Genomic DNA, 26,785 nt, shown 5'->3' on the forward strand with positions numbered 1-26,785 from the left:
TTGCACGGCCGCGCAGCCGAGCGGGCGCGCATCCGCACGGCGGTCGCGCTCGCCCGGTCTATCTGCGACGGCTGCACAGCGTCGGGCAGCAAACGTCATGCCGAAATAAAAGCGAGGCGGCGCATGCGCACCGCCCCGTTCTTTATCAAACCGGCTTAGGCGGCCGGGTCCGACGTGACCGACGCGGCTGACCTGACCGCGCACCACGCTTACCGCGTAATCGGCTTATACCGCAGACGTTTCGGCTGCGCGGCTTCCTCGCCGAGACGAGCCCGCTTGTCCGCCTCGTATTCCTGATAGTTGCCGTCGAAGAACGTCGCTTGCGAGTCGCCTTCGAACGCAAGGATATGCGTCGCGATACGGTCGAGGAACCAGCGATCGTGCGAGATCACCATCACGGAGCCGGCGAACTCGAGCAGCGCATCTTCGAGCGCGCGCAGCGTTTCGACATCGAGGTCGTTTGACGGTTCGTCAAGCAGCAGCACGTTGCCGCCCGCGATCAGCGTCTTCGCGAGATGCAGCCGCCCACGCTCGCCGCCCGACAGCGAGCCGACGTTCTTCTGCTGGTCGCCGCCCTTGAAGTTGAAGCGGCCGATATACGCGCGCGACGGCGTCTCATACTTGCCGACCGTCAGCACGTCGGCGCCGCCCGAGATTTCCTCGAACACGGTCTTCGAACCGTCGAGCGCGTCGCGGCTCTGGTCGACATATGCGACCTTGACCGTCGGCCCGCGCACGATTTCGCCCGAATCCGGCTCTTCGCGGCCCGTCAGCATCCGGAACAGCGTCGACTTGCCCGCGCCGTTCGGCCCGATGATGCCGACGATCGCGCCGGCCGGAATCTTGAAGCTCAGGTTATCGATCAGCAGGCGATCGCCGTACGACTTGCTGACGTTCTTGAATTCGATCACTTCATTGCCGAGACGCTCGCCGGCCGGAATGAAGATTTCCTGCGTTTCGTTGCGCTTCTGATATTCCTGACTGTTCAGTTCCTCGAAACGCGCGATACGCGCCTTCGATTTCGCCTGACGGCCCTTCGGATTCTGACGCACCCATTCGAGCTCTTTCTTGATCGCTTTCTGGCGCGCCGATTCCGACGATTCTTCCTGCTTCAGGCGGTCTTCCTTCTGGTCGAGCCAGCTGCTGTAGTTGCCCTTCCACGGAATGCCGTGGCCGCGGTCGAGTTCCAGAATCCACTCGGCGGCATTGTCGAGGAAGTAGCGATCGTGCGTGACCGCCACGACGGTGCCCGGGAAGCGCGTGAGGAACTGCTCGAGCCATTCGACCGATTCGGCGTCGAGGTGGTTGGTCGGTTCGTCGAGCAGCAGCATGTCGGGCTTTTCGAGCAGCAGCTTGCATAGCGCGACGCGGCGCTTTTCGCCGCCCGACAGATGCTCGATCTTCGCGTCCCACGGCGGCAGACGCAGCGCATCGGCCGCGACTTCGAGCTGCTGCTCGGGACTGCCGCCATCGGAGGTGGCGAGGATCGCTTCGTACTTCGCCTGCTCGGCGGCGAGCTTGTCGAAGTCGGCATCGGGCTCCGCGTAGGCCGCGTAAATTTCGTCGAGCTTCTTTTGCGCGCTGAACACGTCGCCGAGACCTTCCTCGACGGCTTCGCGCACGGTTTTTTGCGGATCGAGCTGCGGTTCCTGCGGCAGGTAGCCGATGTTCAGGTTCGGCATCGGCGTCGCTTCGCCTTCGATATCCTTGTCGACGCCGGCCATGATCTTGATCAGCGTCGATTTGCCCGAGCCGTTCAGGCCGAGCACGCCGATCTTCGCACCGGGGAAGAACGACAGCGAAATGTCCTTCAGGATTTGACGCTTGGGCGGCACGATCTTGCCGACCCGGTTCATGGTGAAGACGTATTGGGCCATTTGCTTGCAATTGGGCGTTGATGCCGCCGGCCTGCATCGAGCCGGGCGGGCGGCGAGGGGTGGATGGCACAGCGTTCACGCGTGCACGAAATCATGCCCGACGATCCGGCAATGTGCACTGACCGGCTGTGACCGGCTCCCGCGCGCGGTGCGGCTGGCACGCGATGCTGCGGTTCGTACGATGGCGAAGCCGTGAGCGCAGCGGGAGGAGGTGCCATTGTACTTCGCGGCCGATGGCGTGGGCGTGGCGAAGGGCGATGCGAAGGTCAATGCAAGGGTCGACGCGGGGGCAACGCGGGGTCAACGTACGGGTCAACGCACGGGTCAACGCAACGGCCAGGCCGTCAGCGTGACGAAGTGTGAGCGTGCAAAGCTTGCAGGCTTAAAGCCATGCGTCGACGCCGCCGTGCCGCGAGCATGTGCCGCTATGGTGACGGCTAAAGCTATACGTGCCGTCGCGGCACCGTGCGCTCGCGCCTTCAGGCACTTTGCCCGAACGCGAGCGTGCCGGTGCGTGCACCGTTGCGCCGTCGCTATTGCGATAGGTGTTGTGGTTGCTTAGATCCGCTTCGTCGGGTGTGGAGGCCGGCGGCTGATACGCAGATGCCGCGGTGGCGAAGAGCAGTACGCCGGCCGCGATAAAGCATTGCAGCGAGCGCACAGCGTGGCGCGCAATTCTGATCGTCATTTTGTGTGGTTTCGTCGTTGTTTTTGTGTGGGACGGCGCCCGTAATGATATACAACGACCCGTCGACACTCGCGCCTCATAGACTCGTTCGCTGTTCCATCATTCGAAGCGGGTAACAACGTGTTCAGATCGGTCTGCGCGGCATCCGCGCTGTCAGCAGTCTTGCTTGTATCGGCTTGCGGCGCCGGGTCCGCGGCGCAACCGTCCGTGGAAGCGTCGGCTTCGACCTTGCCGCGCATCGTCGCGCATCGCGGCGGAACCGCCGACGCACCGGAAAACACGCTCGAAGCGATCCGGCTTGCGATTGCCAACCACGCCGATGCAATCTGGCTCACGGTTCAGCTGAGCATGGATGGTGTGCCGGTGCTCTATCGCCCTGCGGATCTGTCGGCGTTGACCGATGCGAAAGGGCCGGTTGCATCGCATACCGCGGCGCAGTTGGCGCATATCAACGCGGGCTGGACCTTCAAGGGTTCTGACGGCGGCAATCCGTATCCGTATCGTGCTCACCCCGCTTATATTCCGACGCTTAGCGAAGCGTTGCGCGCGATTCCCGCGCATATCCCGGTGATGCTCGATATGAAGGCGACGCCGGCCGAACCGCAGGCGCAGGCCGTTGCGCGCGTCCTCACCGAAGAGGATGCATGGTCGCGCGTGACGATCTATTCGACCGACGCTGCCTATCAACGCAGCTTTGCCGCGTACCCGCAGGCTCGCCTGTTCGAGTCGCGCGATGCCACGCGCCTGCGTCTTGTGCGCACGCTGCTATCGGGCAAGTGCGATGACGCGCCCGCGGCGCACACCTGGACCGCTTTTGAATTGCACCGCCTTCTGAAGATCAAGGAAGAGTTCACACTCGGTGAAGGTCTTTCAGAGGTGAACGCAACGTTGTGGACGCCGGCCACTGTCGCCTGCTTCCGTCAGCAGCCCGATGTGCGGATCGTCGCGATTGCGGTCAATAACGCTGATGACTATCGCGCGATGGCGTGTCTTGGTGTCGACGCGGTGCTATCGGATTCGCCGCGGCAGATGTCGGCGATTCGTGCCTCGCTGGCGGCGTCGAGTGGTGGGCAGCGCAAGCCGATCGAGTGCGGTGACGCCCAGTAAATGTGCGCTGGGGCCGCGAGCAACCGGGTGGGATATGACAGGTGGGTGACGCCGCTGCCCGATCCGATGCCCTGAATCTGGAGCGTTGAGCTTAAAGCGCCGAATACTTGGTGGACTTGCCCTTCGCCTTTTCCACCGGATAGCGCGATTCGTTGAGCTTCAGCTTTTCCGCGGCGACTTCCACGAGATCGAAGCCGGCCTTGTCCGCGATCAGCATCAGATACATCAGCACGTCCGCGCATTCGTGCTCGAGATGCTTGCGCTGCGTCGGGTCGGCGACGAGCGCGTCGATCTCGGCATCGGTTTTCCACTGCACGGTTTCGAGCAGTTCGCCCGCCTCGATGCTCGCCGAGACGATCAGGTTGCGCAGCGTATGGAATTGCTGCCAGTCGCGCGCGTCGCGGAAGGCAAGCAGTTGCTTTTGCAGGTCGTCGATCGTCATGGTGTGGTCCGGCGTCTCAAGGATGGAGGCAATTGTCCAACAGCCTGTTGGACAATTGCCGCGCCCAGCCGTTAAGAGAAATCGTCAAACGTTGAACAGGAAGTTCATCACATCCCCGTCGTGCACGACGTATTCCTTGCCTTCGGCGCGCATCTTGCCTGCTTCCTTCGCGCCCTGTTCGCCCTTGAACGTGATGTAGTCGTCAAAGCCGATCGTCTGCGCGCGAATAAAGCCGCGCTCGAAATCCGTGTGGATCGCGCCGGCCGCCTGCGGCGCCGTATCGCCGATATGAATCGTCCATGCGCGCACTTCCTTGACGCCTGCCGTGAAGTACGTCTGCAGGCCGAGCAGCTTGAAGCCCGCGCGAATCACGCGGTTCAGACCCGGTTCGTCCATGCCCATGTCGGCGAGGAACACTTCCTTGTCTTCGTCGGCGAGGTCGGCGATTTCGGCCTCGATCGCGGCGCACACCGCAACCACCGGCGACTTCTCGCTTTCCGCGTACTTGCGCACCGCGTCCAGATGCGGATTGTTTTCGAAGCCGTCTTCCTTGACGTTCGCGACATACATCGTCGGCTTCGCGGTGATCAGGCAGAACGGTTTGATCAGCGCCTGTTCTTCGTCGTTCAGATCGAGCCCGCGCACGGCTTTCGCCTGATCCAGTTGCGCGCGCACCTTTTCGAGCACTGCGGCGAGCTTGACCGCTTCCTTGTCATTACCCGACTTCGCGGCCTTTGAATAACGTGTGAGCGCTTTCTCGACCGTCGACAGATCGGCGAGCGCGAGTTCCGTGTTGATCACTTCGATGTCGGACAGCGGATCGACCTTGCCCGCGACGTGAATCACGTTCTCGTCTTCGAAGCAGCGCACGACGTGCGTGATCGCATCGGTTTCGCGGATGTTCGCGAGAAACTGGTTACCGAGACCTTCACCCTTGCTCGCGCCGGCCACGAGGCCCGCGATATCGACGAATTCGACGACGGCCGGCACGATGCGCTCGGGCTTCACAATCTCGGCGAGCGCCGTGAGCCGCTTGTCCGGCACTTCGACGACGCCGACGTTCGGCTCGATCGTGCAGAACGGGTAGTTTTCGGCGGCGATGCCCGCCTTGGTCAGCGCGTTGAACAGGGTGGACTTGCCGACGTTAGGCAAGCCGACGATGCCGCATTTGAGGCTCATGGAGTTTCTCTAAAAGACAGATGACGATGTGCTGCGCCGGGCAAGCGGACTCGCCGCTCGCGCGGCGTGCGCTCCACACCCTGCACAAAAGGCAAACCGGGCGGACCGAAGCAGCCTCACGATGACGCCAATGAAGACGTCAATAAAGACGCCAATGAGGGCGCCGATGCGCGCGGCTTCGAAAGGAAAACCGTCTTGCGAACTGGGGCGGGCACGGGAAACCGCAATTGTAACCCTGTCGGCGTGGACATTCCCGCCTTGCGGAGCGACGCTGCACCTGCCTCGCGATGCCGCGCCCCGCGGGCACTCGCCCCGTGCCCGCCGCCCCGATCCAGCAACCCCGCGCGGCTATAATGCCCGCATGAATGCACACCACCAGACCTTCGACGCCGCGGTGATCGGCGGCGGCCTCGTCGGCAAGACGGCGGCCCTCGCGCTGACGCAGACGGGCCTCCGTGTCGCGCTGCTCGCGCAGCACTGTGCGCCGCTCGCGCCGGACGCCGTATTCGACTCGCGCATCTATGCACTGTCGTCGAGTTCGCAAGCGTTGCTCGAGCGGCTGCGGGTCTGGCAGGCGCTCGATACCCGGCGCCTTTCGCCCGTCTACGACATGCGTGTCTACGGCGACGCGCATGCCGAACTGCATTTCTCCGCATTCCAGGCGGCGGTGCCGCAACTGGCGTGGATCGCCGAATCGTCGCTGATCGAGCAGGCGCTCGATTCCGCGCTGCGTTTCCAGCCGAACGTCACGTGGTTCGACGCGCGCGCCCAAGGGCTCGACGTGCAGACCAACGGCGCGACGATCGGGCTGGCGAACGGTAACGTGCTTGAAGCGGATCTCGTGGTCGGCGCGGACGGCGCGCATTCGTGGGTGCGCGCGCAGATCGGCTCGAAAGTCGACCGTCGCGATTACCGCCAAACCGGCGTGGTCGCCAACTTCAAGGCTGAGCGGCCGCACGGCGAAACCGCGTACCAGTGGTTCCGCGACGGCGAAATCATCGCGCTGCTGCCGCTGCCCGACGGCCACGTGTCACTCGTGTGGTCGGCGCACACCGAACATGCCGAACAATTGATGGCGCTTGCGCCGGCGCGTCTCGCCGCTGAAGTGGAGCGGGTGACGATGAGCGCGCTCGGCGCACTCGAATGCGTGACACCGGCCAAAGGCTTTCCGCTCGCGCTGCAGACAGTCGACCGGCTCGTCGCGCCGCGCGTCGCGCTGGTCGGCGACGCCGCGCATCTGATCCACCCGCTGGCCGGGCAAGGGATGAATCTGGGGCTGCGCGACGTGGCGTCGCTCGCCGATGTGATCGCGAAGAAAGAGGCGTTCCGCGATCTCGGCGATATGGTGCTGCTGCGCCGCTACGAGCGTTCGCGCAGCGAAGACATCCGCGCGCTGATGATCGCGACTGACGGTTTGCAAAGGCTTTTCGCCGTGCCCGGGTTTGTGGCACGCGCGGTGCGCAACGTGGGCATGTCGTTCGTCGGTGCGCAGCCGCTGGTCAAACGCTGGCTCGTGTCGTCGGCGCTCGGCTGAGGCGGAGCGGGCGATTGGGCGTTTGGCCGATTGCCAATGCCCGCCGCACGATATACGCACAGCGCGAGCAGAAATACAGGATGAACGGCGCCGGCCCGCGCCGGTCTTTACAGCTTGAACAGCGTGCGCGATCGCGCATGCAAGCGCCGCACATTTCGTGTGCAATGGCGGCATCGGACAAGGGAGTTCAATGATGAAAAAACGTATTCGCATAGCGGCGCTCGTGCTGACGGTCGCGGCTGTCGCGCTCGGGTGCTCCGCGCAGGCCGACCAGACCACCGATAAGCTGAAGTCGACGCTGCAATCGCGTCTAGGTAGCGATGTCGAGATCAAGGGCGTGTCGAAGTCGCCGATCGCCGGCCTCTACGAAGTCAACCTCGGCTCGCAGATTCTCTATAGCGACGCGAACGGCGACTATCTCCTGCTCGGCGATCTCGTCGATGCAAAGACGCGCAAGAACCTCACCGAAGCGCGTCTTTCCGAGCTGAACCGCATCGACTTTGCGAGCCTGCCGTTCGCGAATGCCGTAAAGGTCGTGAAAGGCGACGGCAGCCGCAAGATCGCGGTGTTCTCCGATCCGAACTGCCCGTATTGCCGCCAGCTTGAGAACACGCTGAAGTCGGTCGATAACATCACCGTCTACACGTTTCTTTATCCGGTGTTGTCGCCGGATTCGACGGCGAAGGCCAAGTCGATCTGGTGTTCGACCGATCGCGCGAAGGCATGGGAATCGTGGATGACGCAGCGCAACGCGCCGACCGCGGCCGGCACCTGCGACACCGCCGCGATCGACAAGAACCTGTCGCTGGGCCAGTCGATGAACGTCAGCGGCACACCGACCGTGTTCCTCGCCGACGGCACCCGTTTGCCGGGCGCTGTGCCGGCCGACCAGCTGAACAAGGCGCTGGCCGCCGTGCACTGAACGGCGCTGCGCGCAGCACCACGCTTCAGCGCATCGATAGACAGAGATGCCGGCCGACGGATGCACTGCTGCGTTCCACGGCCGGCTGTTTTTTGGGCGACCGTCGCGTTGCTAGCAGGCATCGCGAGGGTCCATAACGTCAGCCGTATTCCCGACCCCGAACCGTCCCGCCGATGAAGCCAATCCGCTACACCATCGTCCCGAAGCAACCCGCCGCGCATCTGTTCGAAGTTTCCGTGACCGTCGCGGCCCCCCATCCCGACGGTCAGCGCTTCATGCTGCCCGTGTGGATTCCGGGCAGCTACATGGTGCGCGAATTCGAACGCAATATCGTCACGCTGCGCGCGTTCAACGACGCTGGCCGCAAGGTGCGCATCGACAAGACCGACAAGCACACGTGGCAGGCGGCGCCGGTGAAGGGCGCGCTGACCCTGCGTTACGAGGTCTACGCATGGGATATGTCGGTGCGGGCCGCGCATCTCGACGACACGATCGGCTTCTTCAACGGCACGAGCGTGTTTCTCGCGGCGCTCGGGCATGAGGCCGCGCAATGCGTCGTCGATATCCGCAAGCCCGATGGTTCGGCGTATCGCGACTGGCGCGTCGCGACTGCGCTGCCGGAGGCGCGCGGGACGAAGCGCTATGGCTTCGGCGAGTATCAGGCGCAAAACTATGACGAACTCGTCGACCACCCGGTGACGCTCGGCGAATTCGAGCTCGCGACGTTCAAGGCGCATGGCGTGCCGCACGACATCGTGATTGCGGGCCGCGTGATCGGGCTCGACATGCCGCGGCTCGCGGCCGATTTGAAGCGCATCTGCGAAGCGCAGATTGCCTTGTTCGAGCCGCGCTCGAAGAAGGCGCCGGTCGACCGCTATGTGTTCATGACGCAAGCGGTCAGCGACGGTTACGGCGGTCTCGAGCATCGCGCGTCGACGGCGCTGATCTGCAATCGCACCGATCTGCCGGTGACGGGCCGCGAGGAAATGACCGACGGCTATCGCACCTATCTCGGCCTGTGCAGCCACGAATATTTCCATACGTGGAACGTGAAGCGCATCAAGCCGGCCGCCTTCGCGCCGTACGATCTGACGCGCGAGAACTACACGACGCTGCTGTGGCTTTTCGAAGGCTTCACGTCGTACTACGACGATCTGATTCTCGTGCGCAGCGGCGTGATCAGCGAAGACGACTACCTGACGATGGTCGGCAAGACGATCGGCAGCGTGCTGCGCGGCAGCGGGCGTCTGAAGCAGAGTGTCGCCGAAAGTTCGTACGACACGTGGGTCAAGTACTACCGGCAGGACGAGAACGCGTCGAATGCGATCGTCAGCTACTACACGAAGGGCTCGCTCGTTGCGCTCGCGTTCGATCTGACGATTCGCGCGCAGACCGGCCACCGCCGCTCGCTCGACGATGTCATGCGTTTGCTGTGGCAGCGTTATGGGCGCGACTTCTATCGCGGCAAGCCGGTCGGCATCGAGGAGGGTGATGTCGAGGCGTTGTTCGCCGAAGCGACGGGCGCCGATCTCGCGGACATCTTTGCGAACGGCGTGCACGGCACGCGCGATTTGCCGCTTGCGGAGCTGCTCGCGCCGGCCGGCATCGAGCTCGTGCCGGATGCGGGGAAGAACGGCAAGCCGTCGCTTGGCGCGCGCATGCGCGGTGGTGCGGAATGCGCGCTGGCCGCGGTGTTCGACGGCGGCGCGGCGCAGAAGGCCGGGCTGTCGGCTGGCGATGTGCTCGTCGCGCTCGACGGACTGCGTGTGACCGGCGCGAATCTCGATGCGCTGCTCGGGCGCTATGTGCCCGGCGCGAAGGTGGAAGTGCACGCGTTTCGCCGCGATGAGCTGCGTGTCGCGCAGTTGAAGCTCGATGAGCCGGAGGTGCTGCGGTACAAGCTGACGGTGCAGGGCGGCGAGGCGCAGGATGGCAAGTCGGCGGGCAAACCCGGGAAAGCAGGCAAGGCAGATAAATCGGTGAAATCCGCCGCGAAATCCGCTGGGAAATCCGCTGGGAAATCCGGCGGGAAATCCGGCGGGAAATCCGGCGGGAAATCGGCTGGCGGTCGTGGGGAATCTGCCGCTGCGCGTGGTTGGCGCGGGCGCTGGCTGGGGAACTGAGCGGGCGGTGGCGCGCCGCTAGCGCGCCCGTCCGCGCACCGGAACACGACAGTTTTTCCGGTGCGTCGTTTCTGTGTTGACTGCGGCTCCGGGGATCGTCGCCTTTGAGCCGCACTACCCACTATCTGGTGCGATTGTTCCACCATTGCAACAATCCTTCGCTGCGGCGCTACTTTTTCAAGCGTCGCTGAGAATTCAGAATGGCTCCCAATCGCGCAACACAAGGCGCGTCCCTTACTGGATGGAGTCAAAGATGACCACGATTCTTCAGATCAACTCGGCTGCCCGCTCGCAAGGCGCTCAATCGACGCTGCTGTCCAACGAACTGACCGAAAAATTGCAACAGTCGAATCCGGGCGCGCGTGTCGTCGTCCGCGACCTGTATAGCGATGCGCTGCCGCACCTCGACGATAACGTCCTCGGCGCGTTCTTCACGCCGGCCGACCAGCGCACCGCTGAACAGCAAGCGATTGCCGCACGCAGCGACGCATTGATCGACGAACTGCAGGCCGCCGATATCGTCGTGATCGGCGCGCCGCTGTACAACTTCGGCATCTCGACGCAGTTGAAGACGTACTTCGATTTCATCGCACGTGCCGGCGTCACGTTCAAGTACGGTCCGACCGGTCCGGAAGGCCTCGTGAAGGGCAAGAAGGTCTATGTCGTTTCGGCTCGCGGCGGCAAGTATCTGGGCACGCCGGGCGACTCGCAGACGCCGTATCTGCAGACGTTCCTCGGCTTCCTCGGTATGACGGACGTGTCGTTCATCTACGCGGAAGGCCTGAATATGGGCCAGGACGTGGCAGCGGCGGCACTCGCCGGTGCACGTGAGGCGATCGCGGCTGCGGCGTAATCAGCGAGCAGCGATCGCATGAGGTTCAGGACGCGGGCTACATCATCTGCCTCGCGTCAGAGCGCAAACGCCGCGGAACACGATTCCGCGGCGTTTTTTATTGGGCGGTGCGCTTGCACATGCGTGGCGATAGGAGCCCGCTTGAAACGCGGCACGCTTTCCGTCCCTCTGTCACTCTGTCAGGCCAGCACTTGCGCTTCGTCCGGCAGCCGCCAGTCGATCGGCTTGCGGCCGTGCGCTTCGAGATATTCGTTAGCGAGCGCGAAATGCCGGCAGCCGAGAAATCCGCGGTGCGCGGAGAGCGGTGACGGATGCGGCGCCTCGAGCACGCAATGCGCGCGATCCGTCTTGCCGTCGAGTAGCGCGCGCTTCGCCTGCGCGTGCGAACCCCACAGCATGAACACGAGCCCCTCATGGCGCATCGCCAGTTCGTGGATCAGCGTGTCCGTGCACTTTTCCCAGCCGCGCTTCGCGTGACTCGCGGCCTGATTGCGTTCCACCGTCAGCACCGTATTCAGCAGCAGCACACCCTGTTTCGCCCACGCGTCGAGACAGCCATGCGCGGGCGATGCGTAGCCGAGGCTCGCCGCGATTTCCTTGAAGATATTGCGCAGCGACGGCGGCGGCCGCACTGCCGGCGGCACTGAAAACGCGAGGCCGTGCGCCTGCGGCGTGCCGCGGTCTTCGCCGTGATACGGGTCTTGACCGAGGATTACGACTTTCACGTCGTCGGGGCTCGTCAGGCGCAGCGCGCGGAACACGTCGGCTGGGTAGACGGTCTTGCCGGCCGCCCGTTCGCCATCGACGAAACGGCATAGCGATGCGTAGGCGTCACTATCGATAAACGGCTTCAGATGAGCGCGCCAGGCGGGCGGAAGGGCTTCGAATTGCGCTTCGAGAGTCGGCGGGGCGGAAGGGATCGGCGCGTGCGGCGTTGAAGCCGACGTGTCCGTGTTCGACGCGGACGTTGCTTTGCTGTCTTCGCCGAAGAGCGAGCCTTGCGACGATGAACCGGAGCGGGAGCGGGTAGCGGAGGTCATGGCCGGAGAGTGTCGCAGCTAATGCGGTACGGCTCAAGGCTGCGCGCGTGAAAAATGGCGCGGTCGGGGTCGCGCGATGCGGCAGGCAGGCAACGCAAAGCCGTCGCTTACGTCGCGCCGCCTCCGCCTTCCCGCAGCTCGTACCCGCGCTGCGCCTTGCTCGCGTTTTCCGGCACAAGACCCGGCACGCTCGCCACCAGCTCCGCCGCAAACGCGTGCAACGCGGCCTCGTCGCCGCTTTTCAATTCCAGTTCGACTTCGCAGATCGGTGCGCGGCGCGTCGAGCCATCGACATCAGCGAGAATCTCGCCGCGATCGATGGCCGCTTCGACGTGCGCGCCCTGATGGACGACCAGCCACAGCGTGCGCGTGAAATTCGTGCGAAACAGTTCGATTACCTGCGGCGCGGCGTTGCGTAGTGCGGCCGCGGCATCCGCGTCGTCGCAGACTTTCAGCAGCGCGTCGATTTCGAGCGCGGGCCCGGCGACCGGCATCTCCCATTCGTGACGGCTATGCATGCCGGACTGCGCGGTGCCGACCGTCTTGAATGTCTGCAGCCAGCTATCGGGCGTGCGGCGCAGACGTAGTGCGCTTTTCGAACGGGCGAGCGTCAGCGACGGCGTGTCGAAGTAAAGATTGTCGAGCGCGAGTGGCTTGCCGGTTTCTCCCGTACGCGCGATAAACCATTGCGTGGCCGCGTCAGCCTGGTCGGCCGGCAGCGCAAGTTTGATTTCGCGTTCGATGCCCATCGATTACTCCGTTCCGTGCTTCGACTGCCATATTGCGTGCATCGCGCCGATCGTTTTGCGTGCCGCCGATTTGCGTTCTGCGCTTGCGGCGCATCAGAAAAACATCCGCGCGAGTTCGACGCCCGGTTCTTCGGCGCGCATAAACGCCTCGCCGACGAGGAACGTATTGACGTCGAGCGCACGCAACCGCTCGACGTCGACGCGCGACAGAATGCCCGATTCGGTGACGACGATCCGCTCGTCGGGGATCATCTCGAGCATGCCGATCGTCGTATCGAGCGATGTTTCGAACGTACGCAGATTGCGGTTGTTGATGCCGATCAGCGGCGTCTTCAAGGTGAGCGCTTCGACGAGTTCATTCTTGTCGTGCACCTCGACGAGCACCGCGAGCCCCAGCGAATGCGCGAACGCTTCGAGCTCCTGCATCTGGGAGGTTTCGAGCGCGGCGGCGATCAGCAGGATCGCGTCGGCGCCCATCGCACGTGCTTCGACGAGCTGATACGGGTCGATGATGAAGTCCTTGCGCAGCACCGGCAGATCGCACGCCGCGCGCGCCTCTTCCAGATACGCGGCGCTGCCCTTGAAGAACTGCACATCGGTGAGCACCGACAGACACGCCGCGCCATGCTGCGCATACGAGCGCGCAATCTCAGCCGGGACGAAATGCTCGCGAATCACGCCTTTCGACGGGCTCGCCTTTTTCACTTCGGCGATCACGGCCGGTTTGCCCGCCGCATGCTTCGCGCGCAATGCGCCGACGAAATCGCGCAGGTCGCGCGCCGACGCTTCGAGCCGCAGATCTTCGAGCGGCGCGCTTTGCATGGCCGCCCGCACTTCCGCGCGCTTGACGTCGATGATGCGTTCGAGAATATCGCTCATGGCCGCTCCGATACGAAAACCGATACAAAAGTCATTGCTTGCTTTTAACGCTTGAATGGCTGAGTGAACTGGCCTGTGAAGCGCACGAGTTCGTCGACTTTCGCACGCGCGCGGCCGCTTGCAATGGTTTCGCGCGCAAGCTCGATGCCGGATGCCACCGACGACGACACATTTGCCGCGTAAAGCGCGGTGCCCGCGTTGAGCACGACGATCTCGCGCGCGACGCCCGGCTTGTTGTCGAGCGCTTCGAGCAGCATCACCTTCGACGCAGCCGCGTCGGCCACTTTCAGCGTGCGGTTCGACACCATCTGCATGCCGAAGTCTTCCGGATGAATCTCGTACTCGTGCACTTCGCCGTCGCGCAACTCGCCGACGAGCGTCGCGGCGCCGAGCGACACCTCATCCATGCCGTCCTTGCCGTACACGACGAGCACGTGCTTCGCGCCGAGCCGCTGCATCACGCGCACCTGAATACCGACGAGATCCGGATGGAACACGCCCTGCAACTGGTTCGGCGCGCCCGCCGGATTGGTCAGCGGGCCAAGGATATTGAAGATGGTCCGCACGCCGAGCTCGCGGCGCACGGCCTGCACGTTCTTCATCGCCGGATGATGGTTCGGCGCGAACATGAAGCCCATGCCGGTTTCGGCGATCGACGCCGCGACCTGCTGCGGCTGCAAATCGATATTGACGCCGAGCGCCTCGAGCACATCCGCGCTGCCCGACTTGCTCGATACGCTGCGGTTGCCGTGCTTCGCGACTTTTCCGCCGGCGCCCGCGACGACGAACATCGTCGCGGTCGAAATGTTGAACGTATGCGCGCCGTCGCCGCCGGTGCCGACGATATCGACGAAATTCGAGCTGTCTTCGACTTCGACGTGATGCGCGAACTCGCGCATCACGGTGGCCGCCGCCGCGATTTCGCCGATCGTTTCCTTCTTGACGCGCAGGCCGGTCAGAATCGCCGCGGTCTGCGCCGTCGAAAGCTCGCCGCGCATGATGAGCCGCATCAGATGCAGCATTTCGTCGTGAAAGATCTCGCGGTGCTCGATCGTGCGCTGCAGCGCTTCCTGTGGCGTAATCATGGCGCCTCCCCTTGACCTTGTTGTTTTAGCTCGATGTCGCCGCCGCGTCCGTGCGTTTCGATTGCTTGATGAAGTTTTCGAGCAGCGCGTGACCCTGTTCGGACAGGATCGATTCCGGGTGAAACTGCACGCCTTCGACCGCGAGCGTCTTGTGTCGCACGCCCATGATCTCGCCGTCGGGTGTCCAGGCGGACACTTCGAGACAATCGGGCAGCGATTCGCGCTCGATGGCAAGCGAGTGATAGCGCGTGACCGTGAAGTGCTTCGGCAGGTCGGCGAACACGCCTTTGCAGTCGGTTTCGATCTGGCTCACCTTGCCGTGCATGATGGTCTGCGCGCGCACGACGCGGCCGCCGAACGCTTCGCCGATCGCCTGATGGCCGAGGCACACGCCGAAAATCGGAATCTTGCCGGAGAACTCGCGCAGCACATCGAGCGTGATGCCCGCGTGCTGCGGGTTGCTCGGACCCGGCGACAGGCAGATGCGCTCGGGGTTCAGCTTTGCGATTTCGTCGATCGTGATTTCGTCGTTGCGATAGGTCCGCACGTCTTCGCCGAGTTCGCCGAAGTACTGGACCAGGTTATAGGTGAACGAGTCGTAGTTGTCGATCATCAGCAGCATGGTCTTTCTCCGGTCAGAAGTCGCTATCGAGGCCGTCTTGCACCTGCTCGGCGGCACGCATTACCGCGCGTGCCTTGTTCTCGGTCTCCTGCCATTCGGATTCGGGTACCGAGTCGGCGACTACGCCGGCTGCCGCCTGCACATACAGATTGCCGTTGCAGATCACGCCGGTGCGAATGGCAATGGCCAGATCCATATCGCCGGTGAATGACAGGTAGCCGACCGCGCCGCCATACAAACCACGCTTGACGGGTTCGAGCTCGTCGATCAGTTCCAGCGCGCGCACCTTCGGCGCGCCGGACAGCGTGCCGGCCGGGAACGTCGCGCGCAGGACGTCGAAGTTTGTGATGCCCGGCTTCAGCTTGCCTTCGACCGAGCTCACGATGTGCTGCACGTGCGAGTACTTTTCGATCGCCATCTTGTCGGTGACGACCACCGAGCCGATTTGCGCGATGCGGCCGACGTCGTTGCGCGCGAGGTCGATCAGCATCACGTGCTCGGCGATTTCCTTCGGATCGTTCAGCAGTTCGTGGGCGAGTTCAGCGTCGCGCTCGGGCGTGTTGCCGCGCGGGCGCGTGCCCGCGAGCGGACGGATCGTGACCATGCGGTCTTCACCGCGCTTTTCCTGACGCACGAGAATTTCCGGCGATGCGCCGACTACATGGAAATCGCCGAAGTTGTAGTAGTACATATACGGCGACGGGTTCAGCGAACGCAGCGCGCGATACAGCGAAAGCGGATTGTCGCGATACGGCTTGGTCAGCCGCTGGCCGACCTGCACCTGCATCAGTTCGCCCGCGGCGATGTATTCCTTCGCCTTGCGCACGGCGGCGAGGTAATCGTCTTTCTTGAACTCGCGATAGATCTCGGTGCGCACACTGGCCGACGTGACCGGCGGCTGCACCGACACACGCAGCCGCTGGCGCAGTTCGCGCAGCCGATGCTTGGCGCGCGTGTACGCTTCGGGCGCGGCCGGGTCGACATAGACGACGAGGTAGAGCTTGCCCGCGAGATTGTCGATAACCGCGACTTCTTCGGTCAGCAGCAACTGGATGTCGGGCAGGTCCAGGTCATCCGGCGGCGCACTGTGCGCGAGCTTCTTCTCCATATAGCGCACCGCGTCGTAGCCGAAGTAACCGGCCAGACCGCCCGCGAAGCGCGGCAACCCCGGGCGCTGCGCGACCTTGAAGCGCTTCTGGAACTGCTGGATGAATTCGAGCGGATCGCCTTCGTTCGTCTCGACGACCTTGCCGTCCTTCACGACTTCCGACACGCCGTTGCGCGTGCGCACGAGCGTGCGTGCCGGCAGGCCGATAAACGAGTAGCGGCCGAAGCGCTCGCCGCCCACCACGGATTCGAGCAGAAACGAGTTCGCGCCGTTGCGCTCGGACTGCGCGAGCTTCAGGTACAGCGACAGCGGCGTTTCGAGGTCCGCGAGCGCTTCGGCGATCAACGGAATGCGGTTGTAGCCCTCGTTCGCGAGAGACTGGAATTCGAGTTCGGTCATGTTCCGATCCTGTTCGTACGTCCGGCCGCAGCGGGCGTCGGACAAAGCGGGGCGTTGCGCTGCCGGTCAGGCTCGCGATGCGGGGCTCGCGATTCGAAGCGATGAATTTGACCGGCGCGCGCTTTCCTGACAATGCGTATTTGCCTTCACCGTGGACCGCGAATGTACACCACGTACACGACGGCCCGCGTTAACTGACGCGTTGGCGACGCAATGAGAGAAACCTTGAAACAGGAAAGCGCACGGTGCGCAGCGAACTAAAAAACGTGGCTGAAGACAAGCTTCAGCGAACCTCGGTGAGAGGTTAGTGCGACCAGCGACGCCAGGGCCATGCTCCCCGGTCGATGCTGCTCAGACTCCGTTTTCTGTTCAGAAACATGAAGAAGGACTTTGGGTCGGTGAAGGTTTCAGGCGGCCGATGATGCTTCGGGTTTCGCCTCGTGTTTCGCCTGATTATGTGCCGCGATGGCTTTTGCAGCCTCGAGCAGAGAGGCCACTATACCATCCGATTTGATCGTTTGTACAGCTTGCCCATGGTTGTAGCCGTAGGGCAGCGTGAGCGTCGCCATGCCGGCTGCGCGGCCCGCGAGCGCGTCATTCTCGGAATCGCCGATCGCGACCGTCGCTTGCGGCGGCACCTGCATCGCGTCGCACGCGGCGAGCATCGGCAGCGGATCGGGCTTTTTCTTCGCGAGACTGTCGCCGCCGATCACCACGCTAAAGAGCGGAAAGAGCTTGTACTGCTTCAGCAGTTCGAGCGCGAAGCGGTGCGGCTTGTTGGTGACGCACGCGAGCTTGAGACCCGCGTCGCGCAGCGCGGCGAGGCCCGCTTCGACGTCCGGATAGAGCCGCGTATGCAACCCGTTGATTTTCGAGTACTCGGCCTGGTAGATGGCCAGCGCCTCGTCGAAACGGTCCTGCGCGTGGTCGGCCGGAAAGCGCGGCGCGAGTACGCTGCGGATCAGATGTTCCGAGCCCTTGCCGACGTAGCCGATCACTTCCTCGCGGGACGTTTCTTCCGCGTCGAGCTGCGCGAGCATGCCGTTCAGGCCGGCGGTGAAGTCGTCGGCCGTGTCGACCATCGTCCCGTCGAGGTCGATGATCGCCGCGACGAGGCGCGGGGCGGACAGCACGGGGGCGGCGTAGCGAGGAGGCGTCGTCGTCATGTCGATGTCGGTGGCTATGTCGGGGTTAGTGCTCGATGTGGGCGATGGCGGCGCGCATCTGGCTGATGATCGTCTTGTAGTCGGGGTGGCCGAAAATGGCCGAGCCGGCGACGAATGAGTCGGCCCCCGCGGCGGCGATTTCCGCGATATTGTCGATTTTCACGCCGCCGTCTACTTCCAGATGAATCTCGCGGCCGGTCTTTTCGCGGTATGCGTTGATGCGTTTGCGCGCTTCGCGCAGTTTGTTCAACGCTTCTGGAATGAATGACTGTCCGCCGAAGCCCGGATTCACCGACATGATCAGCACCAGATCGACGCGGTCCATCACGTGGTCGAGATAGCTGAGCGAGGTGGCGGGGTTGAACACGAGGCCGGCCTTGCAGCCATGATCGCGAATCAGCGTGAGCGTGCGGTCGATATGATCGGACGCTTCGGGGTGAAAGCTGATCACGTTCGCGCCGGCTTTCGCGAAGTCAGGCACGATGCGGTCGACGGGCTTCACCATCAGATGCACGTCGATCGGCACCTGCACGTGCGGACGGATTGCTTCGCACACGAGCGGGCCGATGGTGAGGTTCGGGACGTAATGATTGTCCATCACGTCGAAGTGGATCCAGTCGGCGCCGGCGGCGACCACGTTGCGGACTTCTTCACCGAGCCGCGAGAAATCAGCGGACAGAATGCTGGGGGCGATATGGAATTTCGTCATGACGTGAGGGCCCGGACAGTTGCGCGAGAAGCGTTATTTTAACGTCACATGCGCGCGACAGCCTTGTCTGCGCTTCGCCCCGCTTCTGTCCGGCTTGCCAACGCGGTTGCGGGCGCGCGTTTCGTCAAGCAAAATGCCAAGTCATCACGAACAGCGCCTGTCGCACTACTCTGGAATCAGGCAAAACAGGATGAGCCAGTACCAATTCAGCGTGTCATCGCAGGTGCGTTACCTGCCTGACGAGTCGGACCCGGAACGCCGGCAATATGCGTTCGCCTACACGCTGACGATCCGCAATACCGGTCAAGCGCCCGCACAACTGATCGCCCGTCATTGGGTGATTACAGATAGTGAAAACCACGTTCAGGAAGTGAAAGGATTGGGCGTGGTCGGACATCAGCCGCTTCTCAAACCAGGCGAGCAATTCGAATACACGAGCTGGGCCGTGATCGCGACCCCCGTCGGTACGATGCGCGGCGAGTATTTCTGCGTGGCGGAAGACGGCGAGCGTTTCGAAGCGCCGGTGCCCGAGTTCGTTTTGCGCATGCCGCGCACGCTGCATTGAAGCGGCGCGGTTCCATTTCCCGTTTTTTCTGGCCGGCTATCGGCGCGTCTGGCGGCGCGCCGGGTGGCGTGCCTGGTCGCGTCTTTCGTTGCGCGCCTGGTTGCCGGCTTGGTGGCGTGCTAGTTGGCGTTGTTCCTGGCGCGTTCAGCTGCGCGGCGGCTGTTGCGCGGGTGCTTGTGCTTGCGCGGGTTGCTGCTGCGCGTGTTGCGCCTGCTGCGCCTGTTCCCTCAGCTGTTGTTCCTTGCGTGCCAGTTTCTTTTTACCCGACGTGGTCCACACCACGATGAAGACGAGTAGAAACAGCGCCAGAAATGACTCCAGCGCAAAAATGAGCATCGGATATTCGTCGAGCAGATCAGACATGTCGGTTTCCATCAAGAACGAACATTGTATGCGGTTTGTCCGCGGCGCCGCGTGGTGGGCCGCGACGGTTTCGATGGCGGCGATCCTCGCCGCGTGCGGCGGACGCGAGGCGGTTCGGCCGCTAGCGAATGCGCCGACCGGGGCGGCGATCATCCCAGGGCAAATCGCCGCAGCGCGGCTCACGCCCGTCGCATGGCAACAGGTGCCGGGCTGGCAGGACGATTCGCTGATCGGCGCGACGGCCGCCTTGCGGCAGAACTGCGTGAGGCTCGCGCGGCAGGCGAACTGGCAGCGCGCGTGCGTGGCGGCCGAGCAGATCGACGATCTCGACGTCGCCGGCGCGCGGACCTTCTTCGAAAAGTACTTCACGCCTTATCAGTTCGCGAATACCGACGGCACGCTCGACGGTCTCGTGACTGGCTATTACGAGCCGCTGCTGCATGGATCGCGCGCGCGTCACGGCATTTACCAGACCGCTTTGTACAAATGGCCGTCCGGTTATCGCCCGGGCGCGGCGCTGCCGGCACGCGCGCAGCTCGAGCGCTCGGGCGTGCTCGACGGCAACGAGCTCGTCTGGGTCGACGATCCGATCGAAGCGTTTTTCCTGCAGGTGCAGGGGTCGGGGCGCGTCGTGATGGAAGATGGCAGCGTGATGCGGGTCGGCTTCGGCGGCACGAATAATCAGCCGTACCGGTCGATCGGCCGCTGGCTGCTCGACCAGCGCGAGATCACGCCTGCGCAGGCGACGATGCAAGGCATCAAGGCCTGGGCGCGCGCGAACCCATCGCGCGTCGATGCCTTGCTCGATACGAACCCGCGGTTCGTGTTTTTCCGCGAGATGGTGCCGGGCGAGACGGCGCCGGCCGGTGGCGCCGATGGCCCGATCGGCGCGCTCGGCGTGCCGCTGACGCCCGAGCGTTCGATCGCGGTGGACCCGTCGTCGATTCCGCTCGGCACGCCGGTCTTTCTGCAGACGACGCGGCCGCTGACCAACGCACCGATGAATCGCCTCGTTTTCGCGCAGGACACGGGATCGGCGATCAAAGGCGGGGTGCGCGCCGACTACTTCTGGGGGCTCGGCGACGAAGCGGGCGACCTCGCCGGCAAGATGAAGCAGACTGGGCGCATGTGGTTGTTGTTGCCGAATTCGTGAGTGTTGGGTTGGGTTTGAGTTGGGCCGGGTTGCGGAGTGCTCGCGAGAATGCGAGTTCATAAGCAAAAACGAGAGCGAAAGCGAGACCGAAGCCGCGCGCGACTTTGCCGTGGCCCGGTTTCGCGGTTGCCGGTTCACGCGCGCGCCTTACGCATGTCGATCACACGGCGTGCCTTGCCGACCGAGCGCTCAATGCCGTTCATCGCTAGCACGTTGACGACGGCCGTTACGCCGATCAGCGACTTGATGTCGTAGGCGAGCGCCTGTTGTGCCGCACGCAGCGTCGCGATGTCCGCCGCCGCCTGGGGGCGCGGCTCCACGTTGACCGTCATTATGTCGAGCGGCCCCTCCTTCGTTAGCACGATCTGATAGTGCGGTGCGAGCGCGTGCTGTTTGAGCAGCAATTCTTCAATCTGTGTCGGGAATACGTTGACGCCGCGCACGATCATCATGTCGTCGCAGCGGCCCGTGATTTTTTCCATCCGGCGCATCGTGCGCGCGCTGCCGGGCAACAGACGCGTCAGGTCCCGCGTCCGGTAGCGGACGATCGGTAGCGCTTCTTTCGTCAACGACGTGAACACGAGTTCGCCGAACTCGCCGTCGGGTAATGCTTCACCGGTCTCCGGGTCGACGATTTCGGGGTAGAAATGATCTTCCCAGATGGTCGGGCCATCTTTGGTTTCGACGCATTCCGACGCGACGCCCGGCCCGATCACTTCGGACAGGCCATAGATGTCGACCGCATCGATGCCCATGCGCGCTTCGATTGCGCGACGCATGTCGTTGGTCCACGGCTCGGCGCCGAAGATGCCGATTCGCAGCGAACAACGTGCCGGATCGATGCCTTGCCGCTCGAGTTCGTCGGCGATCGACAGCATGTAGCTGGGCGTCACCATGATGATGTCGGGCCGGAAGTCCTGAATCAGCTGGACCTGCTTTTCCGTCTGGCCGCCGCCGAACGGGATGACCGTGAGACCCGCGCGTTCCGCGCCGTAGTGCGCGCCGAGTCCGCCTGTGAAGAGGCCGTAGCCGTAGCTGACGTGGACCTTGTCGCCGGGCCGCGCGCCTGCTGCGCGGATCGAGCGTGCGACGAGCGTGGCCCATGTGTCGATGTCGCGCGCGGTGTAGCCGACCACGGTCGGCTTGCCCGTCGTGCCCGACGATGCGTGAATGCGTGCAATGCGATCTTGAGGCACGGCGAACAGCCCGAACGGGTAGTTGTCGCGCAAATCCTGCTTTGTGGTGAACGGGAAGCGGGATAAGTCCGCGAGCGTTTTCAGCTCGGACGGGTGAATGCCGGCTTCGCTGAATTTGCGTCGATAGACGGGCGAGTTTTCGTATGCGTGCGAGAGGGACCATTTGAGCCGGTCGAGCTGTAGCGAGGCGAGCTCGTCGCGGCTCGCTAATTCGATTGCGTCGAGCGGAAGCGAGGGGTTCATTGGATGGCTCTCCGTGTGGGTTGCGGGCGCTTAGGTGCGCTGGCTGTGCTAGCTGCGCTGATCGCGGGCGCTTGCGTTGTTGGCTGAATGCCGGGCCGGCCCGGGTTTGGCGTGGCGCCGGGCGGCAAGGCGTGATGCGATGTGGGGCGGCTTGGCGGTGGCGCGTTGCGGCGCGGAGGCATGGCGTCTATTACGTCACCGCGTGTCACCGAGTCACCGAGTCAAGGCGACACCGCGACACCGCGACACCGCGACACCGCGACACCGCGACACCGCGACACCGCGACACCGCGACACCGCGACACCGCGACACCGCGACACCGCGACACCGCGACACCGCGACACCGCGACACCGCGACACCGCGACATCGCGCGTCACTGCGTCACGAGGCGCCGCGACGCCCTGCATAGACGCTCTTCACCGTCATCCGTCTGCGGGGATCACCGTCCCTTTAATCTGCGCGGATTTGCCGCGGAACATCGCGACGATTTCGTTCGCGCGGTTGATGACGCGAATGTCGTAGATACCCGTGCGTCCCGTCAGCGATTGCTCAGCCGCTTCCGCGGTCAACAGATCGCCGCCGTGCACGGGACGCAAAAATTCGATCGAGCAGCCAGACGCGACGGTATTGATGTTGCGCGAGTTGCACGCGAACGCGAATGCGGAGTCGGCCAGCGTGAAAATGAGTCCGCGATGACAGATGCGGTGACCATTCAGGAAGTCCGCGCGGACGCGCATTTGCATCCGAGCGTAGCCTTCACGCACTTCGAGCAGCTCGATACCGAGGGCGCAGCTGCACGCGTCGGCTTCGACCATTGCAGCGGCCGTGGCGCGCGCGAGTTCGTCGGCCGACATCGGCGCGTCGCGTTCCGGTTGTCGTGGTTGCGTAGGATGTGCCGACATGTCAGCTGCCCTCGAAGCGCGGCGCGCGCTTTTCGATGAACGCGCGCACGCCTTCCGCGTAGTCGTGCGACGTGCCGAGTTCGCGCTGCAGATCGCGTTCGATATCGAGTTGCTGATCGAGCGTTTGCGTCATGCCGCTACGCATGGCGAGCCGGGTGGCGACGATCGCCTGGGTGGGCTGTTGCGCGAGTTGCGCGGCGAGTTCCGATGCGGTCGAAGTCAACTCGCCGTCGTCGACGGCTTGCCAGATGAGCCCCCAGCTTTCCGCTTTTTCAGCCGACAGCTTGTCGCCGGTGATCGCAAGGCCGAGTGCGCGCGCGAAACCGACGCGGCGCGGCAGAAACCATGTGCCGCCTGAATCGGGCACGAGGCCGATTTTGACGAACGCCTGAATAAAGCTCGCGGAGCGTGCTGCGAGCACGATGTCGCACGCGAATGCCAGATTCGCGCCCGCACCCGCGGCGGTGCCGTTGACTGCGGCGATGACCGGCATCGGCATCGCCTGAAGCCGGCGGATCAGCGGGTTGAATTGCCGGTCGATCACATCGCCGAGGTCAGTCATCGAGCCGGGTGTGAAGTCGAGGTCGGCCAGATCCTGGCCCGCGCAAAAGCCGCGGCCGGCGCCGGTAATGATGAGCGCCCGCGCGCCCGTGGCTTGCGCTTCGGCGAGCGCCGCCGCGACTTCCTCATGCATCACGCGCGTAAAGCTGTTGAGCCTGTCGGGACGGTTTAGCGTGATCGTCACGACACGGCGGGTCGAGTCGTTGACTACGCGGATTGCTTGATATGCCATCGGTCGTCTCCTTGCACGGCGAATGCGAAGTTGCGTCGCTGCTGTTGGGGCGCGGAGTGCGCGGTTCGATCGCTAGCGCATATCGAACCGCACATCTCTCAACGCACAACCCGTGGGCGTGCCAATTCATCCGAACCTGATTCGGATTCCTGCGGTTACCCTTGCAGCACTTCAGGGTCGACCAGAACGCGACCCTCGAAACATGTTAGAGCGCGGCGCCGATCTGCGACAGTCAGCCGAATGGCATATGCCGTTCGGCTGACTTACGCGGCGAGCGTTTTTGGTTCAACATGGGCGCGGCTTTGAACGATGCGGAATCGATTGGCAACGAACGCTGCGTCGCTCAATGTCGCGTTGGCGGCAGGGTTCGCGCCGGTGCCATGGAAATCGGAGAACGCAGCAGACTGATTGACGAAAACACCACCCGTCAGGTTGATCGATAGTGCAACGCCGCCGCGCAGCGACGCTTCATGCGCTGCTTCGATCACGCTGTCGTCGGTGCTGTAGACAGAGAGGGTCAATGCACCGTGTTCGGCGGCCGTACGCGCGGCAAGCTCGAGCGATTGACTGGTGGAATCGGTCGCGATGACGAACGAGATCGGCCCAAACCATTCTTTGATGAATTGGGCGGAATCGGCGGTGCCGTCCAGCTGCAGAATCAGCGGCGTGCGCACGCGCGCATCGGTGAATGCAGGATGCGCGAGCGCGCGGCTCTCGAGCAGCACGCGGCCGAGCCTGCGCGCTTCGTCGATCCGCTGCACGACGCCTTCGTTTTGCACGGCGCCGAGAAGTTCGACGGCTTTCGCCGGGTCGGCCAGCATCTTGTCGACAGCTGCGGCTAACGTCTGTGCGACAGCGTCGAAGGGCATGATGCCTTCCGCGGTTTCGATGCCCGTGCGCGGAACGTAGATGTTCTGCGGAGCGGTGCACATCTGGCCGGAGTACAACGCCAGCGAAAACGCGATATTGCGCGCGGCGGCCTTAATGTCGTCGACGGAGTCGATCACAATCTGGTTCACGCCGGCCTTCTCGGTGAACACGTGCGCTTGATGCGCATGGCGTTCGAGCCAGGTGCCGTTCTGCGTGCTGCCGGTGAAGTCGATCAGCTTGATCTGCGGGCGCAACGCGAGATCCTGAACGAGCTCGCCGTCATTCGGCCCGGTTGCAAGCAGAGTCACGACGTTCGGATCGAAACCGGCTTCGCGCAGAACATCGCGCGCGATGCGAACCGTTATGGCGAGCGGCAGGATCGCTCCCGGATGGGGCTTGACGATCACCGTGTTGCCGGTCGCGAGATCAGCGAACAGGCCCGGGTAGCTGTTCCATGTTGGAAACGTGCAGCAGCCGAGTACGAGGCCGGTGCCGCGCGGGACCACGGTGAAGCGCTTCTTCATCGCGAGCGGCGGGTTTTTGCCTTGCGGTTTTTCCCAGTGTGCGTCGGCGGGAATGCGGCGCAACTGGTCCCAGGCATAAGCGATTGCCTCGAGCGCGCGGTCCTGTGCATGCGGGCTGCCCGCCTGAAAGGCCATCATGAATGCCTGACCGGTGGTGTGCATGACCGCGTAGGCGATCTCGAAGCTCGCCCGATTGAGCCGCGCAAGAATTTCGAGGCTCACGCCGATCCATGCCGTCGGACCGGCATCTCGCCAGGCGCGCTGAGCGTGCGCTGCTGCGTCGATCAGCATGTCGGCGCTGGCAGACGGATAGCGGATGCCAAGCCGAAAACCGAACGGCGACAACTCCGAGCCGACCGTGTTGCCGCTGGTTGGCTGATCGATTTCGAACGTGCTGTTCAGGTGGGCGCGGAACGCGGCTTCGCCATCCGCGTTAGCGGTTTCCCCGTACACTTTGGGACTGGGCATTTCGGCGAACGGGCTCCAGTAGCCGCGTGTTTCGATCGCGGCAAGCGCCTTTTGCAGCGTCTCTTCGTGCTTGCTGAATAGCGTGTGGGTCATGGCGGAGGCGGTGCTAAACAGGTTAGGGAGGTCTCGTCAAATAATTGACCGACCGGTTGGTTGGCAAATGTTAGCATTGTTGGTGGCGTGCGCGAACACATTTCGCGTGCTTTCGGTACAACCTCGGAGGTTGCATGGCATACGAAAACATCCTGGTCGAAACAAGAGGCCGGGTCGGTCTCATCACGCTGAATCGACCGAAGGCGCTCAATGCGCTAAGCGACGCGTTGATCGATGAACTGGGCGAAGCGCTGCATGCGTTCGACGCGGACGACAACATCGGAGCGATGATCATCACCGGCAGCGAAAAGGCATTTGCCGCAGGGGCCGACATCGCGATGATGTCGAAGTACTCCTATATGGACGCGTACAAGAGCGACTACATCACGCGCAACTGGGAGGTGGTGCGCCGGATCCGCAAGCCGATCATTGCCGCGGTAGCAGGGTTTGCATTGGGCGGCGGCTGCGAACTGGCGATGCTGTGCGACATCATCATCGCGGCGGACACCGCGAAGTTCGGCCAACCTGAAATCAAGCTCGGCATCATGCCTGGCGCAGGTGGAACGCAGCGATTGCCGCGTGCCGTTTCCAAGGCGAAGGCAATGGACATGTGCCTGACCGCGCGCTTCATGGATGCGGATGAAGCTGAGCGCGCCGGGTTGGTGTCGCGCGTGGTACCGGCCGCGTCGTTGCTCGACGAGGCAATTTCAGCGGCCGCGACGATTGCTGAGTTTCCTTTGCCGGCGGTGATGATGGTGAAGGAATCGATCAACAGCGCGTATGAAACGACGCTGGCTGAAGGCGTGCGTTTCGAGCGTCGCCTGTTCCACTCGCTGTTCGCCACTGACGATCAGAAAGAGGGAATGGCTGCGTTCCTCGAGAAGCGCAAACCGGTGTTCAAGCATCAGTAGATGGGTGGTCTTCAAATACCGCTTGCGTCGTGTCATGCAAGTGTCTAGAATTCCGGTCTTTCGCGCTTTCGACGGTCTCTTTGTGAGGCGCAGTTGAAGTAGGTGCGAAAAATTGAAGCAAGCGGGATCGCCAGTAATGGCGGGGCTTTCGCGGGGTGCAGCAGGTTGGAAGAAGTTAAAAACCTGTTGACGATGTGAGTGATAGCCTGCATAATCTCGC

The 26,785-nt window shown here is 63.4% G+C and carries 24 protein-coding genes and 1 pseudogene; 8 read left to right on the forward strand and 17 right to left on the reverse strand.

Annotated features, from left to right (window positions below; genetic code table 11):
- Nucleotides 1–209: 209 nt before the first annotated feature.
- Together ettA and KZJ38_RS03655 are read right to left on the reverse strand one after the other, a co-directional pair.
- Nucleotides 210–1,877, reverse strand: coding sequence for an energy-dependent translational throttle protein EttA (gene ettA, locus KZJ38_RS03650; RefSeq protein ID WP_219798821.1), 1,668 nt, complete (start codon nucleotides 1,875–1,877; stop codon nucleotides 210–212).
- Between the two features lie 382 nt (nucleotides 1,878–2,259).
- Nucleotides 2,260–2,565 (reverse strand): DUF3761 domain-containing protein, encoded by a 306-nt coding sequence (locus KZJ38_RS03655; RefSeq protein WP_219798822.1) that lies wholly within the window; start codon nucleotides 2,563–2,565, stop codon nucleotides 2,260–2,262.
- A 120-nt stretch (nucleotides 2,566–2,685) separates the two neighbouring features.
- On the opposite strand from KZJ38_RS03655, the gene KZJ38_RS03660 reads away from it, so the two are divergent.
- The gene (locus tag KZJ38_RS03660; RefSeq protein ID WP_219798823.1) at nucleotides 2,686–3,672 is read left to right on the forward strand and encodes a glycerophosphodiester phosphodiesterase family protein; all 987 of its coding nucleotides are present in this window, start codon (nucleotides 2,686–2,688) and stop codon (nucleotides 3,670–3,672) included.
- Nucleotides 3,673–3,763: 91 nt separating this feature from the next.
- On the opposite strand, the gene KZJ38_RS03665 is transcribed toward KZJ38_RS03660, so the two are convergent.
- Together KZJ38_RS03665 and ychF are read right to left on the reverse strand one after the other, a co-directional pair.
- Nucleotides 3,764–4,114: a nucleotide pyrophosphohydrolase gene (locus KZJ38_RS03665; protein ID WP_219798824.1), complete on the reverse strand. Its 351-nt coding sequence runs from the start codon at nucleotides 4,112–4,114 to the stop codon at nucleotides 3,764–3,766.
- A gap of 84 nt (nucleotides 4,115–4,198) precedes the next feature.
- On the reverse strand, nucleotides 4,199–5,293 hold the full coding sequence (gene ychF / locus KZJ38_RS03670) for a redox-regulated ATPase YchF (RefSeq protein WP_219798825.1): 1,095 nt from the start codon (nucleotides 5,291–5,293) through the stop codon (nucleotides 4,199–4,201).
- A 361-nt stretch (nucleotides 5,294–5,654) separates the two neighbouring features.
- On the opposite strand from ychF, the gene KZJ38_RS03675 reads away from it, so the two are divergent.
- The 4 genes and pseudogenes from KZJ38_RS03675 to KZJ38_RS03690 all read left to right on the forward strand — a co-directional run bounded on the left by KZJ38_RS03675 (nucleotide 5,655) and on the right by KZJ38_RS03690 (nucleotide 10,725).
- Nucleotides 5,655–6,827, forward strand: a complete 1,173-nt coding sequence (locus KZJ38_RS03675; RefSeq protein ID WP_219798826.1) for a UbiH/UbiF family hydroxylase — start codon at nucleotides 5,655–5,657, stop codon at nucleotides 6,825–6,827.
- A 193-nt stretch (nucleotides 6,828–7,020) separates the two neighbouring features.
- Nucleotides 7,021–7,749 (forward strand): DsbC family protein, encoded by a 729-nt coding sequence (locus KZJ38_RS03680; protein ID WP_219800101.1) that lies wholly within the window; start codon nucleotides 7,021–7,023, stop codon nucleotides 7,747–7,749.
- Between the two features lie 173 nt (nucleotides 7,750–7,922).
- Nucleotides 7,923–9,689: pseudogene (locus KZJ38_RS03685) on the forward strand (M61 family metallopeptidase); the annotation flags it as partial.
- Nucleotides 9,690–10,125: 436 nt separating this feature from the next.
- Entirely contained in the window at nucleotides 10,126–10,725 is a 600-nt protein-coding gene (locus tag KZJ38_RS03690; RefSeq protein ID WP_219798828.1) for an FMN-dependent NADH-azoreductase, read from the forward strand.
- A 179-nt stretch (nucleotides 10,726–10,904) separates the two neighbouring features.
- Here KZJ38_RS03690 and KZJ38_RS03695 read toward each other — a convergent pair whose 3' ends face one another.
- The 8 genes from KZJ38_RS03695 to rpe form a co-directional block, all read right to left on the reverse strand.
- Complete coding sequence (locus KZJ38_RS03695) at nucleotides 10,905–11,765, reverse strand: uracil-DNA glycosylase (protein ID WP_219798829.1); 861 nt, start codon at nucleotides 11,763–11,765, stop codon at nucleotides 10,905–10,907.
- Between the two features lie 107 nt (nucleotides 11,766–11,872).
- Nucleotides 11,873–12,514: a CYTH domain-containing protein gene (locus tag KZJ38_RS03700; protein WP_219798830.1), complete on the reverse strand. Its 642-nt coding sequence runs from the start codon at nucleotides 12,512–12,514 to the stop codon at nucleotides 11,873–11,875.
- A gap of 93 nt (nucleotides 12,515–12,607) precedes the next feature.
- Entirely contained in the window at nucleotides 12,608–13,393 is a 786-nt protein-coding gene (gene trpC, locus KZJ38_RS03705) for an indole-3-glycerol phosphate synthase TrpC (protein WP_219798831.1), read from the reverse strand.
- Nucleotides 13,394–13,437: 44 nt separating this feature from the next.
- Complete coding sequence (gene trpD, locus KZJ38_RS03710) at nucleotides 13,438–14,478, reverse strand: anthranilate phosphoribosyltransferase (protein ID WP_219798832.1); 1,041 nt, start codon at nucleotides 14,476–14,478, stop codon at nucleotides 13,438–13,440.
- 25 nt (nucleotides 14,479–14,503) lie between these two features.
- Nucleotides 14,504–15,100: an aminodeoxychorismate/anthranilate synthase component II gene (locus KZJ38_RS03715; RefSeq protein WP_219798833.1), complete on the reverse strand. Its 597-nt coding sequence runs from the start codon at nucleotides 15,098–15,100 to the stop codon at nucleotides 14,504–14,506.
- Nucleotides 15,101–15,113: 13 nt separating this feature from the next.
- Complete coding sequence (trpE, locus tag KZJ38_RS03720) at nucleotides 15,114–16,607, reverse strand: anthranilate synthase component I (protein WP_219798834.1); 1,494 nt, start codon at nucleotides 16,605–16,607, stop codon at nucleotides 15,114–15,116.
- 407 nt (nucleotides 16,608–17,014) lie between these two features.
- Nucleotides 17,015–17,773 carry a phosphoglycolate phosphatase gene (locus KZJ38_RS03725; RefSeq protein WP_219798835.1) on the reverse strand — a complete coding sequence of 253 codons (759 nt, stop codon included), beginning with the start codon at nucleotides 17,771–17,773 and terminating at the stop codon, nucleotides 17,015–17,017.
- 25 nt (nucleotides 17,774–17,798) lie between these two features.
- Entirely contained in the window at nucleotides 17,799–18,482 is a 684-nt protein-coding gene (rpe, locus tag KZJ38_RS03730; protein WP_219798836.1) for a ribulose-phosphate 3-epimerase, read from the reverse strand.
- 190 nt (nucleotides 18,483–18,672) lie between these two features.
- Between rpe and apaG the strand changes: the two genes are divergently transcribed.
- On the forward strand, nucleotides 18,673–19,047 hold the full coding sequence (gene apaG, locus KZJ38_RS03735; protein WP_075158250.1) for a Co2+/Mg2+ efflux protein ApaG: 375 nt from the start codon (nucleotides 18,673–18,675) through the stop codon (nucleotides 19,045–19,047).
- Between the two features lie 144 nt (nucleotides 19,048–19,191).
- On the opposite strand, the gene KZJ38_RS03740 is transcribed toward apaG, so the two are convergent.
- Complete coding sequence (locus tag KZJ38_RS03740) at nucleotides 19,192–19,410, reverse strand: hypothetical protein (RefSeq protein WP_219798837.1); 219 nt, start codon at nucleotides 19,408–19,410, stop codon at nucleotides 19,192–19,194.
- On the opposite strand from KZJ38_RS03740, the gene mltA reads away from it, so the two are divergent.
- Nucleotides 19,331–20,563, forward strand: a complete 1,233-nt coding sequence (gene mltA / locus KZJ38_RS03745; RefSeq protein ID WP_219798838.1) for a murein transglycosylase A — start codon at nucleotides 19,331–19,333, stop codon at nucleotides 20,561–20,563. The genes KZJ38_RS03740 and mltA overlap by 80 nt on opposite strands.
- Nucleotides 20,564–20,697: 134 nt before the next feature.
- Here mltA and paaK read toward each other — a convergent pair whose 3' ends face one another.
- From paaK to paaN, 4 genes are all read right to left on the reverse strand, one after another.
- On the reverse strand, nucleotides 20,698–22,002 hold the full coding sequence (paaK, locus tag KZJ38_RS03750; protein ID WP_219798839.1) for a phenylacetate--CoA ligase PaaK: 1,305 nt from the start codon (nucleotides 22,000–22,002) through the stop codon (nucleotides 20,698–20,700).
- A 424-nt stretch (nucleotides 22,003–22,426) separates the two neighbouring features.
- Complete coding sequence (gene paaI / locus KZJ38_RS03755; protein WP_219798840.1) at nucleotides 22,427–22,906, reverse strand: hydroxyphenylacetyl-CoA thioesterase PaaI; 480 nt, start codon at nucleotides 22,904–22,906, stop codon at nucleotides 22,427–22,429.
- Nucleotide 22,907: 1 nt separating this feature from the next.
- The gene (paaG, locus tag KZJ38_RS03760; RefSeq protein WP_219798841.1) at nucleotides 22,908–23,699 is read right to left on the reverse strand and encodes a 2-(1,2-epoxy-1,2-dihydrophenyl)acetyl-CoA isomerase PaaG; all 792 of its coding nucleotides are present in this window, start codon (nucleotides 23,697–23,699) and stop codon (nucleotides 22,908–22,910) included.
- A gap of 263 nt (nucleotides 23,700–23,962) precedes the next feature.
- The gene (gene paaN / locus KZJ38_RS03765) at nucleotides 23,963–25,654 is read right to left on the reverse strand and encodes a phenylacetic acid degradation protein PaaN (protein WP_219798842.1); all 1,692 of its coding nucleotides are present in this window, start codon (nucleotides 25,652–25,654) and stop codon (nucleotides 23,963–23,965) included.
- Nucleotides 25,655–25,788: 134 nt separating this feature from the next.
- Here paaN and KZJ38_RS03770 point away from each other — a divergent pair, with 134 nt between their 5' ends.
- Entirely contained in the window at nucleotides 25,789–26,565 is a 777-nt protein-coding gene (locus KZJ38_RS03770; protein WP_219798843.1) for an enoyl-CoA hydratase, read from the forward strand.
- Nucleotides 26,566–26,785: the final 220 nt, after the last annotated feature.

Source organism: Paraburkholderia edwinii, assembly GCF_019428685.1.
Classification (GTDB): domain Bacteria; phylum Pseudomonadota; class Gammaproteobacteria; order Burkholderiales; family Burkholderiaceae; genus Paraburkholderia; species Paraburkholderia edwinii.